This is a genomic window from Streptomyces sp. NPDC050856, from assembly GCF_040653855.1.
Classification (GTDB): Bacteria; Actinomycetota; Actinomycetes; order Streptomycetales; family Streptomycetaceae; genus Streptomyces.
Map to the genome: position 1 here is coordinate 1 of NZ_JBFAGV010000016.1, position 13,324 is coordinate 13,324.

Annotated in this window: 10 protein-coding genes; 6 read left to right on the top strand and 4 right to left on the bottom strand. The window is 73.4% G+C overall.

Going from position 1 to position 13,324, the window contains the following annotated elements; genetic code table 11:
• Nucleotides 1–88: 88 nt before the first annotated feature.
• Nucleotides 89–361: a hypothetical protein gene (locus AB0H53_RS16600; protein WP_362112871.1), complete on the bottom strand. Its 273-nt coding sequence runs from the start codon at nt 359–361 to the stop codon at nt 89–91.
• Nucleotides 362–606: 245 nt separating this feature from the next.
• On the opposite strand from AB0H53_RS16600, the gene AB0H53_RS16605 reads away from it, so the two are divergent.
• The 4 genes from AB0H53_RS16605 to AB0H53_RS16620 all read left to right on the top strand — a co-directional run bounded on the left by AB0H53_RS16605 (nt 607) and on the right by AB0H53_RS16620 (nt 7,746).
• Entirely contained in the window at nt 607–1,617 is a 1,011-nt protein-coding gene (locus tag AB0H53_RS16605) for a questin oxidase family protein (protein WP_362112874.1), read from the top strand.
• Nucleotides 1,618–2,261: 644 nt separating this feature from the next.
• Complete coding sequence (locus AB0H53_RS16610) at nt 2,262–2,906, top strand: trypsin-like peptidase domain-containing protein (protein WP_362112877.1); 645 nt, start codon at nt 2,262–2,264, stop codon at nt 2,904–2,906.
• A 426-nt stretch (nt 2,907–3,332) separates the two neighbouring features.
• Nucleotides 3,333–7,238 (top strand): helix-turn-helix domain-containing protein, encoded by a 3,906-nt coding sequence (locus AB0H53_RS16615; protein WP_362112880.1) that lies wholly within the window; start codon nt 3,333–3,335, stop codon nt 7,236–7,238.
• 157 nt (nt 7,239–7,395) lie between these two features.
• Nucleotides 7,396–7,746: an SH3 domain-containing protein gene (locus AB0H53_RS16620; protein ID WP_362112882.1), complete on the top strand. Its 351-nt coding sequence runs from the start codon at nt 7,396–7,398 to the stop codon at nt 7,744–7,746.
• A 148-nt stretch (nt 7,747–7,894) separates the two neighbouring features.
• Here AB0H53_RS16620 and AB0H53_RS16625 read toward each other — a convergent pair whose 3' ends face one another.
• Both AB0H53_RS16625 and AB0H53_RS16630 read right to left on the bottom strand, forming a co-directional pair.
• Nucleotides 7,895–8,164 carry a hypothetical protein gene (locus tag AB0H53_RS16625; RefSeq protein ID WP_362112885.1) on the bottom strand — a complete coding sequence of 90 codons (270 nt, stop codon included), beginning with the start codon at nt 8,162–8,164 and terminating at the stop codon, nt 7,895–7,897.
• A 249-nt stretch (nt 8,165–8,413) separates the two neighbouring features.
• The gene (locus AB0H53_RS16630) at nt 8,414–9,316 is read right to left on the bottom strand and encodes a DMT family transporter (RefSeq protein ID WP_362112888.1); all 903 of its coding nucleotides are present in this window, start codon (nt 9,314–9,316) and stop codon (nt 8,414–8,416) included.
• Between the two features lie 131 nt (nt 9,317–9,447).
• Here AB0H53_RS16630 and AB0H53_RS16635 point away from each other — a divergent pair, with 131 nt between their 5' ends.
• A complete protein-coding gene (locus AB0H53_RS16635) occupies nt 9,448–10,338 on the top strand; it encodes a LysR substrate-binding domain-containing protein (RefSeq protein ID WP_362112891.1) in 891 nt (296 codons plus the stop codon).
• Nucleotides 10,339–10,434: 96 nt separating this feature from the next.
• A complete protein-coding gene (locus AB0H53_RS16640) occupies nt 10,435–11,193 on the top strand; it encodes a carbon-nitrogen hydrolase family protein (RefSeq protein ID WP_362112894.1) in 759 nt (252 codons plus the stop codon).
• A 228-nt stretch (nt 11,194–11,421) separates the two neighbouring features.
• Here the strand turns inward: AB0H53_RS16640 and AB0H53_RS16645 are convergent, their stop codons facing one another.
• The gene (locus AB0H53_RS16645; RefSeq protein ID WP_362112897.1) at nt 11,422–13,182 is read right to left on the bottom strand and encodes an NlpC/P60 family protein; all 1,761 of its coding nucleotides are present in this window, start codon (nt 13,180–13,182) and stop codon (nt 11,422–11,424) included.
• Between the last annotated feature and the right edge of the window lie 142 nt (nt 13,183–13,324).

Consider the following 13,324-nt stretch of genomic DNA (forward strand, 5'->3'; position numbering starts at 1 on the left):
GTCCGGGAGCAACGGCTCGATCCGCGCCCACTGCGCATCAGTCAACGGCACACCCGGACCAACGACCGACTGATCCAAACGAAACTGCCTAGCCGCCGAGAGACCACAGGAGGGTGGTGGCGCCGGTGAAGCCGAGGCCGCCGAGGGCGGTACCGGTGACGGCGATCCACAGGCGGCCGGTGCCCTGCCGGGCATGGTGGATCCCCGCCGCGCCGAGGGTGACGGCGAGGGCTCCGGAGAGGATCGCCCAGGGGAACATGACATGCGCGACGGCGACGGAGGCGGCGCCCAGAGCGAATGCGGTGGGGCCCAGGGCGACTGCGGGTGTGTCGGACCGGTCGGGTGTGGTCGGCTCGGGCATGACCTGTTCCCCCTTTTTTGAACGAGTTCAACGATTGCTGATCCTAGCAAGGGGGAGTCGCCGCCGATGGCTCAACAGAGGCACAGGCACAGGCACAGGCAGAGGCAGAGGTGGAGGCATGGCATGGGCAGGGGCCGGATCCGGTGCTCAGGGCCGGTCCCCATCCCCAAGCCGCAGGGCTTCGCTGCCGGCCCTAGGCCTTGAGCCCGATACGCGGCATCCACGCCTCACCTACCGTCCTCGCCATGGACACCACGGGAATTCTCGACGAGGCGCTCCAGCGGCTGCACGGCTCGGGCCCGGAGCGACTCGGACGGCTGAGCAATCACGCGCCCATGGCAGTTGAGGCCCTCGTCTCGCGCGGCCGGGCGCACTCGGTGCACCGGTGGCTCGACCTCTACGCGCCCAAACTGGAGGAGCGCCCCTGTGGCGTGGAACCCGTGACGGACGCCAACTGGCGCTCCGCCCTGGGTGATCCGCGCCGCGCCGCCGACTGGATCACCTATTTCGGCCGTGAGGTCGCCGAGCGCCCCTGGCGCCTGGTCCTCGCCGAGTGGTGGCCCCGTCTCCTGCCCGGCGTGTACGGCGGCTCGACGCATCCGGCGATCCGGGTCGGCCACGCCGTACGCACCCTCCTGACCGGCGAGAGCACCGAGCCGCGTCTGGCCGAGCTCGCCCACGGCCTCGGTTACTGGGCCGCCCGCCACCACCCCGTCGCCGAACCCGCCCCGTTGCCCGGTGCTGACACCGCCGCCGCCGCCCTCGACGCGGTCACGCCCATCCCCGAGCAGGAGGGCGCCTTCGCCGTACGGCTCGGCCACGTCACGGGCCTGCCGGTGTGGCCGGGTGCGATCACGGACCCCGGCGAGGCACGCCACCGCCTCACCGAGCTGGTACGCGCCGCCACCCATCGGTACGCCACCCACGGCCATGGCGAGGCGACGATGCTGGTCCACGCGGCCACGGCCCCCAACGCCGTGCTCCGCGTCCTGCCCGCCCTCCCGCCCGCCCTGTGGGCACCGAGCCTGCGGGCCGCCTGGACGGCATCCGCGGCGGTGACCGCGATGTACGCACCCCGTCACCCCGTCAGGTACGGCCCACCGGGGCCCCTGTCTCCCGAAGCGGTGCTGGAAAGGGCGGTGGCGCATGGTGACGAGCACGTCATCAAGTTCACCGACGCGGCCCTCGATGTCGGCGACGAGCGGGCACTCGTGGCGGCTCTGCGCTGCGTCGAGCTGAGTGAACCGCTGGTCTGATCCGGCTGGCGGCGTCGCGTCACCCCGGCGCCGCTGCCCGTCGCGGGCGACATCGCCATGGCGGCGGCCCGAAGGAGCGGCAGAAGGAGCGGCGGACGGGGGTGGCGCCCCACCCGGCGCGGTCGTCGCGGCTCGCGCCCACCACGGCGCTGCCCGCGCCGGCCGCAGGCTCGGCGCAGGGGGTTCGGCCGTGTCGCGCCGTTCCGCTGTCCTCCGGTCGAAGACCGGTGGGCGGCACCGGCCCACGCGCAACCGGAAGAGGCGCTTGTCTCTCTTGGACTGTGGGCCCGCCGGCCCCGCCGACCGCCGCTGTCCGCACCAGTCGAGGAGCCGTCCGTCATGCCCGACACGCCCACGCCCACGCCTACGTCCACATCCACATCCACTTCCACGCCCCGGCGCCTCAGCCGCGGGATCGCCGCGCTCGCCGCCGGAGTCGCCTTGGCGGTCGTCGTCCCGGTGCCGGCGGAGGCCGTGGTCGCCGCGCCCCGGGCGGCATCGGCCGATCCGGTGTCCGCCGTGCTGTACACCAACGAGGAACGCAAGGTGGCGCTCGCCTACTGGACCCCGGCCGTATCAAGGCCGTCGGCAAGTCAGTGGACCTCGGCCCCACGGGGCCCAAGGCCACGCGGTGGAGCGGGACCATGATGAAGACGGTGGGCCGGCTCTTCTTCGTCAACCCCAGGGGTGCTGACACCTGGTGCACGGCCACCGCTGTGCGGAGCGCCAACCGCTCCGTGGTGATGACGGCGGGACACTGCGTCCGCCGTGGTGCCTCGCCCGCCAACACCAACACCACGATGGTCTTCGTCCCCGGCTACGACAAGGGCAACCGGCCGTACGGCGTGTTCGCGGTCCGTACCGCTCTGACCCCGCGCGGCTGGGCCGAGGAGGCCACCGACGATGTGTCCGCGCTCGTCGTGGACGCCGACAGCAAGCGCCGCAAGCTCACCGACGTCGTGGGAGGCCAGGTGGTCGCCTTCGGCCGCCCGGTCGGTGGGAAGATCTCCGCCTTCGGCTATCCCGCCACCCGCCCCCAGCTCGGTGAGCAATTGCTGCGCTGCGTGGGTACGGCGAAGAAGGAGGGTGACGTGCAGTCGATCCCCTGCGACATGACCGGCGGGGCCAGCGGCGGCCCGTGGCTGGCCGACTTCGACGAAGCGACCGGCAAGGGCGTTCTGGTCTCGGTCAACAGCCAGCTCGACGCGCTCGAGTCCATCACCAAGATGTACGGGCCCGCACTGGGGGCCACGGCCAAGACCGTGTACGAGCGGGCCCAGCGCGGCTGACCCCCGGTCCGGCTCGGTCCACGGCGGCGCCAAGGGGAGGGGAAGGGGCCGAACCCGGAGCCGGCGGGGCCTTCCTGGCCGCGCCGCGACCACGGTCACGTCGACTTCATGGTGCAGAACGAAATCCAGTGCCGTCACCCTTTCCTGTGCCCTTCAGGCACTCACGCTCGACGGTGAGTCCATTGAATTCCCTTCAGCCGGTTGACCGGGATCACGAACTCGATGCGAGGGCCACCCACATTTTGGATCACGGCGAGACAATGTACATGTCGACTTCCCGGGGGCGATTCGGGTGATCGCGTGCGGATCCGGATGACGAGGGCTGCTGCGGTAGGTCGCGGAGCGCCGCGTTCTGGCCCGGACACGGCGTGGAGGGAGGAGAGTGGGGCCACCACCTCCCTCCGACACGCTCACCCTGGAGGCCGGATGAGAGACCCCTCGACCCAGGCGTTACCGACGCCGCCGTCCCCGCGCGAGGAGTTCGCCGCCGAGCTCACGCGCCTGCGCGAGCAAGCGGGACTGACGGTACGCAAGGTGGCGGCGCTGGTGGACATGCCGGGGGCGCACACCACCGTCGGGGGCTGGTTCGCCGGCCGGAGCCTCCCTTCGATGAGCTCCTTGCCGCTGTTCACAGCGGTCCTGCGGGTGTGCGGAGTGGACGACCCGCAGCAGGTCGACCACTGGCACGAGCGGCTGCGCCGGGTGCGGCGCGCCCGGTCTCCCCGTACCGCCCGGGGGGTCGTCCCCTACCGGGGTCTCGCCAGTTTCGACGAGGCGCACGCCGACTGGTTCTTCGGACGGGACCGGCTGCGGGACATGGTCGTGGGACGGCTCTCGGGCGGGGCGGCGGCCGGGCCGCACCTGCTCGTCGGCGCGTCCGGCTCCGGCAAGTCGTCCCTGCTGCGGGCGGGCGTCCTGCCGGCCCTGCGCACGGGCCACGGGTTCACCCCCGTACTGCTCACCCCCGGCGGCGCCCCGCCGGCGGCGCTGGCCGCCGCGCTCGCCGGGCTCATGGGAGGCTCCACCGCGCGGCCGGACACCCGGGACCCGCACGCGCTCGCCGCACAGGTGCGCGCCTGGGCCGGGACGAACGGGACACGCGTGATCGTCGCCGTCGACCAGTTCGAGGAACTGTTCACCGTCTGCGACGACCCGGGCGAACGTGAACGCTTCCTCACCTGCCTCCAGGCCCTGTCCACGCCGCGGGTGCGGGTCGTCGGCGGCCTGCGGGCCGACTTCTACGGCCACGCCCTCGACCATCCCCTGCTGGCCGTGGCCCTCCAGGGCGACCAGACCGTCGTCAGGGCGCTGTCCGAGGAGGAGCTGCGCGCGGCCGTCACCGGCCCCGCCGCCAAGGCGGGACTACGAGTCGACGAGGGCTTCGTCGACGTACTGCTGGCGGACCTACGTGCCTCGGGCGACGGCACGGCCGCCCACGAGGCCGGGGCGCTGCCCCTCCTCTCGCACGCCCGGCTGACGACCTGGGAACGGGGCCACGGCACGACTCTCACGGTTGCCGACTACCGCGCGGGCGGCGGGCTGTCGGGCGCCATCTCGGAGAGTGCCGAGGAGGCCTGCGCCGAACTCACCGAGGCCCAGCGGGCGATGGCGCGCACCCTCTTCCTGCGCATGGTCAGCGTCGGCGAGGACACGGCGGACACCCGGCGGCTGCTCGCGCTCCCCCCTCCGCACCAGGGCGTCCCGGCCGACCCCTGGGCGGGGCAGGCCCATGACGTGCTGGAGCGGTTCGTCGACCGGCGGCTGGTGACCGTGGACGACGACGGCGCGCAGATCACCCACGAGGCACTGCTGACGGCGTGGCCACGGCTGCGGCGCTGGATCGACACCGACCGGGCCGGTCACCTGGTGTGGCAGGAACTCACCCGGGACGCCGGCCGGTGGCAGGCGCTGGACCGCGACCCGTCCCTGCTCTACCGGGGAGCGCAGCTCACGGTCGCGCTGACGTGGGCCGAACGCAGTGGCCGGGCACCGGACCTCACACCGCGCGAAGCGGACTTCCTGGCCGGCAGCCGGCAGGCGGAGGAAGGACGGCTGGAACGGGAGAGGAGACGGACACGCCACCGGCGGCAGCTGCTCGCGGTGCTGTCGGTGCTCGTGGTGCTCTCCGCGCTGCTCAGCGGTGTGGCCGTACAGCAGCGCCAAGACGCCGAGCGGCAGCAGGCCGTCGCCCTGTCCCGCCTGGTCGCCGCGAACGCCGAGCGCCTGCGTGGCGACGACCCCGCACTGGCCGCCCAGCTCAGTGTGGTGGCCCACCGCACCGCGCCGACCACCGAGGCGCGGGCCGCGCTCCTGAACGCCTCCGCGCAGACCGCGCTGACCCGTATCACCGCCTTCCGGGGCGTGGTGCAGTCGGTGGCCCTCAGCCCGGACGGCCGGCTCCTGGCCGCCGGCGGGCTGGACCGGCGGGTCGCCCTGTGGGACGTGCGGGACCCGCGCAGGCCCCGGGCGCTGCCCGTGTCCACGCCCGCCTTCAAGGACACCGTGTACGCCCTGGCCTTCAGCCCCGACGGGCACCGGCTCGCCGCCGGGACGGGGGACGGCACCGTACGGCTGTGGGAACCGGCCGTGTCCTCCCGCGCCAAGCGGGTGGCGCCGACGGTGCTGAGCGGCCCGGGGGCCACGGTGTACGGGCTGGCCTTCAGCCCCGACGGACGGCGGCTGGCCGCCGGCTCGGCCGACGGCGGCGTCCATGTGTGGCCGCTCCGCGGCGGGCGGGGCTCCGCCGCTGGCCCGGGGCGTGTCACCCCGCTGCGGCTGACGGGCTTCACGGCCGCCGTGCACACCGTCGCCTTCCGCCGCGACAGCCGGACGCTGGCCGCGGGGGGCGCCGACGGGGCGGTACGGCTGTGGGACACGTCCGGGACGGGGGCGCCGGTTCCCCACGCGCACCCGCTGACCGGCGCGACCGGCCCGGTGCTGAGTGTCGCCTTCACGCCGGACGGCCGTTCACTGGCCGCCGGCAGCCTCGACCGCTCCACGCGGGTGTGGACGGTTCCCGCTCCCGGACGGGCACCAGCCGGCGCCAGGCTGCTGAGCGGCGCCCCGGCCGTCCCGGAGGGACCGGCCAGCTACGTCAACGCGCTCGGGTACAGCCCGGACGGCCGCTGGCTGGCGACCGGCAGCGCGGACAACCAGGTGCGGATCCACGGTGACCGCTCGCTCCTGCCTGCCGCCGTCCTGCCGCACCCCACCCCGGTCACCACCCTGTCCTTCCTGCCGGGCGGACGGGGCCTGGTGACCGGGGCGGCCGACGGGACCGTACGGCTGTGGCACCTGCCGCCGCGGAAACTGCGCGGCTTCCAGGGGACGGCGAACGCGCTGGCGTTCAGCCCCGACTCACGCCTGCTGGCGACAGCCGGCCGGGACACCCACCTGTGGGACGTCTCCGACCCGCAAGCACCCACGACCGTGGGCCCCGCCCTGCCGAGCGAAACCGGGTACTCGGGCGCGGTCGCCTTCACCCCTGACGGGCGGACACTGGCGGTGGGTGAGCGCGAGGGCAGGGTGCGGCTGTGGAACCTCACCCGCCCCGCCCGTCCGCGCCGGTACGGCGGCCCGGCGCTGGCCGGGGGTGCCGGAACCGTCCAGTCCGTCGCCTTCGACCGCGGCGGCCGACGGCTCGCGGTCGGCAGTGAGGGCCGGACGGTACGGATCTTCGACACGTCCGAGCCGGCACGGCCCGCCCTGTGGGCCGAGCTCACCGAGCCGACCAACTACGTCTCGTCGGTGGCCTTCAGCGCCGACGGCCGGTGGCTGGCGGCGGGGACCGTGGACAAGGTCGTGCACCTGTGGCGGGTGGACGGCCGCCGCCCGGTGCTGCGCACCACCCTGCGCGGCCCGGGCAACTACGTCATGGCCGTGGCGTTCAGTCCGGACAGCCGCACACTGGCGGCCGGCACGGCCGACCGGGACGTGTGGCTGTGGGACGTCACCGGTCCACGACCGGCACTCACCGGCCCGGCGCTGACCGGGCCGAGCAGCTATGTGTACGCGCTGTCGTTCGCGCCCGACGGGCGGCGCCTCACCGCGGCCAGCACCGACGGCACGGTATGGATGTGGGACACCGCGGACACCCGCCGACCACGTCTCCACGCCGTGCTCACCGGGCTCGGCGACAAGGCGTACGCCATCGCCCACAGCCCGGACGGTCGTACCCTCGCGGCCGGTGGCGCCGGCCCGGAGGCGGTGCTCTGGGCGATGCGCGAGGCCGCGATCGAACGCTCGATCTGCTCACAGGCCGGTTCGGCGATCACCCGGGCCGAGTGGTCGCGGCTGGCACCGGGACTGGCGTACGCCCCGCCGTGCCGCTGAGCGCCCCGCCGTGGGAAGAACGCCCTCGCCGTGTACGGAGTTGTACGGCCAGCCGTACGGACCTGTCCGGCCTGCGGTTTTCCGCTTCCCCGAGGCCCGTCCGGGCTGGCCTTCTGGTGGAGCGCCACAAGGGCGCACCTTCCAGAAGGGAACGACCATGCGCGTATCAACCACCGTCCGGGCACGCGCCGGACTGGCCACGGCGGCGGCCGTGGCGCTCACGGGCCTCATGACGGGTGCCGGTACGGCGGAGGCGGCCGGCAGCTACATCTCCTCCAACAGCGGCGGCGCGAACGTGCGCACCTGCCCGAACACCGGCTGCGCCTCGCTCGGCTACCTGTCCAACGGGTCCGGCGTGTCCATGCTGTGCTGGGTCGACAGCCAGTGGGTCTACCCGCCGAGCTCGAACTACGCCTCCAACCGGTGGTTCAAGGTGAACAGCGCCAAGGGCCAGGGTTACGTCCACTCCTCGCTGGTAGCCGGCCAGACGAGTGTGGGTCGCTGCTGAGCCGGTGCCACCACCGCTCCTGACGCCGGGCCGCCGTCCTCACCGACGGCGGCCCGGCCGCGTACGCCGCCCTCCGCCGATCGCCTTGGTCCGAACGGCCGCGCGGCACTCGGCCGTCACCGGGAAGCGCTGGTTCGAGTCGTGCCGCCTACGAGGCGCCGCACGGTGTGCAGATGGCGCCCCCACACGCGATCCGCATCCGCTGCCCGTCCCATTGCACGGTCTCGTTGGGCAGGATGAGCAGTCCCGGCTCGCCGTCCTCCCACGCGGCGCCGATCCGGCGTATCTGGACCGCGGCCCCTCCGGCGCCCGCCATGTAGACCGTCGGGTCGACCTCCCATCCCCGCTCGGCCAGCCACTTCTCCAGTTCGGCCATCTCGGTCTCGCCGGCCCCCCGGACCCAGTGATGCGTCTGCATGTCCGTCATCCCCCTCTGTCGACTCCGCCCCCACCGTGCCAGGGATCATGCCGCACGGCACTGACATTTCCCCGTGCCGGCACGGTCATTGAGCGGGGAACGTCCTCGGTGCTGGTGACGAAACTGGCTGAGGACGGTCGCCGGTGACCAGGGTGCGGACGTCGCCTGCGCGCCACGGGGAGCCGGTTCCCGCGGCGGCGTCCGCAGACGACCGCCGGGCAGGCCGGGGCGGGCGGTGTCGCATCCCGTTCACTTCCCCGGAGCGACGAGCTCCGCGGTGTCCGCGCCGTCCGAGGGCGACGGCGGACGTCTCCGCCACCGCGTCGCCGCGACCCCGATGAGCACGACGGCCGCTCCCGCGATGACCCGTGGACCGAGCGCCTCGTCGAGGACGAGCGCCCCCAGCCCCACCGAGACGACCGGCAGGAGGTACCCGACGGTGGCCGCGCTGGTGGCGCCCTCGTCCGCGATGAGCCGGTAGCTGAGGTAGAAGGTGAAACCGGTACTGAAGACGCCGAGGACGGTGACGGCCAGCACGGCCCGCAGGTCGAGGTCCACCGGCACCACACCGTCGGCCAGCACGGCCGGCGCGGCCAGTCCCGTGGCGGCGACGAGCTGGGCCGCCGAGAGCGCGAGGGGGGCGGCGCCCCGGCCGGTCAGCCGGGCCCCCATGTAGGCGAAGCCGACGGCATAGCTCGCCGAGGCCCCGAGCAGGACGAGCGCGCCCGTGCTCAGGAGCCCGGTGGTCTGCCAGGGGGCGAAGATCACCAGCGTCCCGGCGAATCCGAGCAGCAGTCCGCCCAGGCGCACCGGGCGGATCGCGCGCTCCGTCCCGATGGCGGTGCCGATCAGCACGGACCACAGGGGGGTCGTCGCGTGCAGCACACCGGCCAGTCCGGAGTCGACCGTCTGCTCGCCGATCCCGAAGAGGAGGAACGGCAGGGCGTTGCAGAAGAAGGCGGCCACGGCCAGCCGTCCCCACGTGCGACGGTCCCGCGGAAGACGCTGGCGCGCGCCCCGGGCCAGGACGAGCAGGACGGCCGCGCCGAGGGCCGAGCGGACGAATGCGATCTGAGAAGGCGTCAGGCCGCTGTTGAGGGCCAGCTTGATCCAGAGAAACGCCGAACCCCACAGCAACGCGAGTCCAGCCATGCGCACCAGCGAGCCACGTCGGTTGTCGATCACTTTCCGCCTCCCCGCACGAACGGTCGGATCCGCATGCTGCCCGGGGGAACAAGCACAGGACAAGCGAAGGTTTCCGCCCAACCCTTAAGCTCAGCTACATGCTTGACGTGCGACGTATGCAGATCCTCCGCGCGGTCGTCACCAGTGGGTCGATCACCGCGGCGGCCACGAACCTGGGGTACACCCCGTCCGCTGTCAGCCAGCAGATGGCGGTGCTCGAGAAGCAGGCCGGGCTTCCGCTGCTGGAACGGGTCGGCCGTGGCGTCCGGCCCACGGAGGCGGGCCGGCTGCTCAGCGAGCACGCGGCCGTCATCAGCAGACAGGTGGCCGAGGCGGAGACGGCGCTGACCGATCTGCGGGCCCGCCGTACCGGACTGTTGTCGATCCGGTACTTCGCCACGGCCGGCGCCACCCTCATCGCCCCCGCGCTCGCCCGCCTCCGGCAGGAGCACCCCGAGATACGGGTCGACCTCAGGATGACCGACCCCCGGGACCCGCTGCCGGACGTGACGGAAGGCCGGGCCGACCTCGCCGTGGTGGTCCGACCGCGCGGCCGGCTCCACGACGGTGTTCACCTCGTCCACCTGCTCGACGACCCCTACCGCGCCGTCCTGCCCACGGGACACCGACTCGCCGCGAAACGCGTGCTGGACCTCACCGACCTCGCTGACGAGCCCTGGGTCCGCAGCGACGGGCCCGGCCCCTGCCTGGACGCCGTGGCGGAGGGCTGCGCCGCCGCGGGCTTCAGCCCGCACCACGTGGTGGAGAGCGAGGATTACACGACGGCCCAGGGGTTCGTCGCCGCCGGGCTCGGGATCAGCCTCGTCCCCGCCATGGGATTGGCCAACCGCCACCCCGGCGTGGTCGTGCGCAAGGTGCGCGGGCCGGAACCGATCAGGGTCATTCACGCGGCGGTGCGGGAGACATCGCTCAGCCGGCCCGCGCTCCGCGGACTGCTCGCGGCGCTCCAGGACGTCCCCGCGGCGTGAGACCGCCCGGGCCGTGCTCCTCGGGCACGCGGACTGGGCAGTGCCCTGCCCGACGGCCCGGGCGGGTCGGCAGGGCGGGGTGACATGCTGAGATCCATGAAGATCGCGACAGCCCAGTTCACGTGTGTCCCCGCTGACATCTCCGCGAATGCGCGCCAGATGGCCGCCCTCACCGCCGAGGCGCGGGAGCGGGGGGCCGAGCTGGTGGTCTTCCCCGAGCTGGCGCTGACCGGATATGAGCTGGAAGCCCTGCGGGCCCGCCGCGACCTCTGGGTGCGGGCGGACGACCCGCGCCTGGACGCGGTCCGGGCGTCCGGTGTCGCCAGTGTCGTCAACTGTGCCGCGGCCACCGACGAGGACCGGCCTGCCATCGAGACGCTGGTCTTCGGCCCCGACGGCGAACTCGTCACCACGTACCGCAAGCAGCACCTGTTCGCGCACGAGCGGGACGTCTTCGTGGCAGGCCGGCACGACGGCCGCTTCGCGTACGGAGGCTTGCGTTTCGCCCTGGCCACGTGCTTCGACAACCACTTCTCCGAGCTGGTCTCCCGGGGAGCCGCCGATGGGTGCCAGGTTCACCTGGCCAGCTCGCTGTACGGCACGGGCGGCGGGGTGGAGGAGCTGGCGACGGTGTACCCGGGCATCGCCAAGGACTTCGGCATGCACGTCGTCGTGGCCAACCACGTCGGCCCGGCCGGCGCGTGGACCGGCTGTGGCCGCTCCGCGCTGTGGGCCCCGGGCGGTGCCCCGCTCGCGCGGGCCGACGCCACCACACCCATGGTGGTTGTCGCCGAGGTCGGACGGAACGCGGCCCGGATCAGCGGCGGAGCCGGACCAGCGGCACGGCGGCGGTGACGGTCCCCGGCCCGGCGTGGCCGTGCTCGCCGCGACGCACGGCCACGGCCCCCGGACTGCCGCGACACGCCGGACCGCCCCCGCTCCCCGGGTGTTCCGGGCCCGGTACCGCGCCCTGCCGGAGCCGGGAGGGCCGGCTGGGCGGGGACACGGCCAGGGCCGGGAAGCAGGTGCCCCCGGCTCCGGCCGCTGTGCCGCCCCCTCCCGGGTCCTCGGCCCGCCGCGCTGTCAGATGCGGTGGACCGTGTGCAGCTTCTTCGCGTAGGTGCCCGTGCCGTCCAGGAGCGAGGCGCCGCCCAGGTCCGACATGGTGGGGCCGTTGACGGTCTTGCGGCTGGAGAGGAAGCGGCGCTTGCCGGCCGCGTCCTTGCCGAGGTAGATACCGACGTGGTCGGCCGTGATCGTCAGGTTGTCGTCACCCGAGTCGGCGTTGAAGAGCACCAGGTCGCCGGGCTGCAGCAGAGCCGCGGCGGGCGGCGTCGTGCCGTCGGGCGTCTGGTCGACGCGTACACCGGGCGCGTAGTCGACCATGTGGCGCGACTTGCGCGGAATACGGGTCTTGGAGGTGTCCTCGCCCGCGGCCAGCGGCACGCCCATGTGGTAGCCGTAGACCATGCGAGTGTAACCGGAGCAGTCGAGGTTGCCGACCTGCTTGCTGGACGGCCCGGTGTAGGCGCCGTCCGGGAAGGTCCAGCCGACGTTCATGTACTCGTGGAAGTCGGCGCCCTCGTAGCGGTAGCCCTGCGGGTCCAGGTAGCCGTATCCCGCCTCGCCCAGGACCTGCTTGTCCTTGGCCGGTCCGGCACCGCTCGTCACCGCCGGCGCGCCGGCGAGGAACATCGCCGCGTGAGCGAGGACGTCCGGCGCCGTGGAGCCTGCCCAGCCACGGACGGTCTGCTCCAGCGCCGGGGTCCAGGTGCCGTTGAACGGTTCCGGAAGCACCCGCACCCAGTCCCCGTGCCGGACGCTCGGCGGCACCGCCCAGTTGGCGGCGTCCACCTCGAAGCGGCTGACGAGCAGCTTGACCGGAAGGTTGGTGCAGCCGTCGTTGGCGAGCGCGCGCAGGCCGACGCGGCCCTTGCCGAAGGCCGAGTCGGTCACGTCCACCGCCCACGCGGCCGGCTCGGCGGAGGCGGAACGCCACGCCTTGACCTGGATGCGGCTTCCCTCGCGGCGCACCCGGATGGTCCAGTCGGTGCCCGCGGGCACGCCCGTGGCGAGGGTGACGGCCGTGGCGAGCTGGGTGACCGTGTCGGCCACCTCCTTCTCGACACGCAGCTCGACCGCGCCCGAGGTGAGGAAGGACAGCCGGGCCCGGTAGCTGTTGTGGGTGTCCTGGTAGCCGAAGGACAGGGCGTAGGAGCAGGCCTGGCCGGTGGGCACCTTGTCGAACCGGGCCACGGACCGCACGTCCACGTCGGTGATCTCGTCGTCCCGCAGGGTGGCGTGGCGGCTGGCGAAGTCGGTGGTGAGGGCGATGACGCCGGTGCCCGGCAGGACCGAGTAGTCGGTGTCGGCGGGCCCGAGGGTGGACCAGCTGCCGCCGCCCGGCGAGGTCCCCCAGTACCGCCGGTCCGCGACCGGCAGCGACGTGTCGGGCAGGGTGCGCTGGAAGTCGTCCACGAACGGCTTCTTGTTCTCGGTGAAGGTACGCGTCGGACCGGGCAGGACGACGGTCCGGGCACCGTGGGTCAGCAGCGCCACGCGCTTGCCGCCGGAGGTGACCTCGGTGCGCGTCGGGGACCCGGGAAGGACTATGGCGGTGAGCGGGGTGTTCAGCGTCACCGGGGTGAAGTACGAGGCGTTCAGCGGGGGCAGCGTCACCGAGGAACGGGCCGAGGTCAGACCCGCCGGGCCGGGAAAGGGCTCGACGGGAACGGGTACCGCCCCGGCGGCCTGGGCCGGGGTGGCGACCAGACCGCTGAGCGGGACGGTGGCGGCCGATGCCGCGAAGATGGCGAGCAGGCTCCGCCGTGAAGTGTGAGACATGAGTTCATGATCGGTGCAGGTCTGGTGAAGGATCACATCGCCCCTGTGCGAAGCCCGTTCTCGTACCGCGCGTGCCTAGCGTCCCGGTGTGGGGGTTTTGTATGGCCGATCGTGGAATCGACCGAGAACGATCTCGACCGCT

What these genes read in the sequence shown, in the direction of transcription:
- AB0H53_RS16600 (WP_362112871.1), bottom strand. Translation starts at nt 361, where the DNA reads ATGCCCGAGCCGACCACACCCGACCGGTCCGACACACCCGCAGTCGCC.
- AB0H53_RS16605 (WP_362112874.1), top strand. Translation starts at nt 607, where the DNA reads ATGGACACCACGGGAATTCTCGACGAGGCGCTCCAGCGGCTGCACGGC.
- AB0H53_RS16610 (WP_362112877.1), top strand. Translation starts at nt 2,262, where the DNA reads ATGATGAAGACGGTGGGCCGGCTCTTCTTCGTCAACCCCAGGGGTGCT.
- AB0H53_RS16615 (WP_362112880.1), top strand. Translation starts at nt 3,333, where the DNA reads ATGAGAGACCCCTCGACCCAGGCGTTACCGACGCCGCCGTCCCCGCGC.
- AB0H53_RS16620 (WP_362112882.1), top strand. Translation starts at nt 7,396, where the DNA reads ATGCGCGTATCAACCACCGTCCGGGCACGCGCCGGACTGGCCACGGCG.
- AB0H53_RS16625 (WP_362112885.1), bottom strand. Translation starts at nt 8,164, where the DNA reads ATGCAGACGCATCACTGGGTCCGGGGGGCCGGCGAGACCGAGATGGCC.
- AB0H53_RS16630 (WP_362112888.1), bottom strand. Translation starts at nt 9,316, where the DNA reads ATGGCTGGACTCGCGTTGCTGTGGGGTTCGGCGTTTCTCTGGATCAAG.
- AB0H53_RS16635 (WP_362112891.1), top strand. Translation starts at nt 9,448, where the DNA reads ATGCTTGACGTGCGACGTATGCAGATCCTCCGCGCGGTCGTCACCAGT.
- AB0H53_RS16640 (WP_362112894.1), top strand. Translation starts at nt 10,435, where the DNA reads ATGAAGATCGCGACAGCCCAGTTCACGTGTGTCCCCGCTGACATCTCC.
- AB0H53_RS16645 (WP_362112897.1), bottom strand. Translation starts at nt 13,182, where the DNA reads ATGTCTCACACTTCACGGCGGAGCCTGCTCGCCATCTTCGCGGCATCG.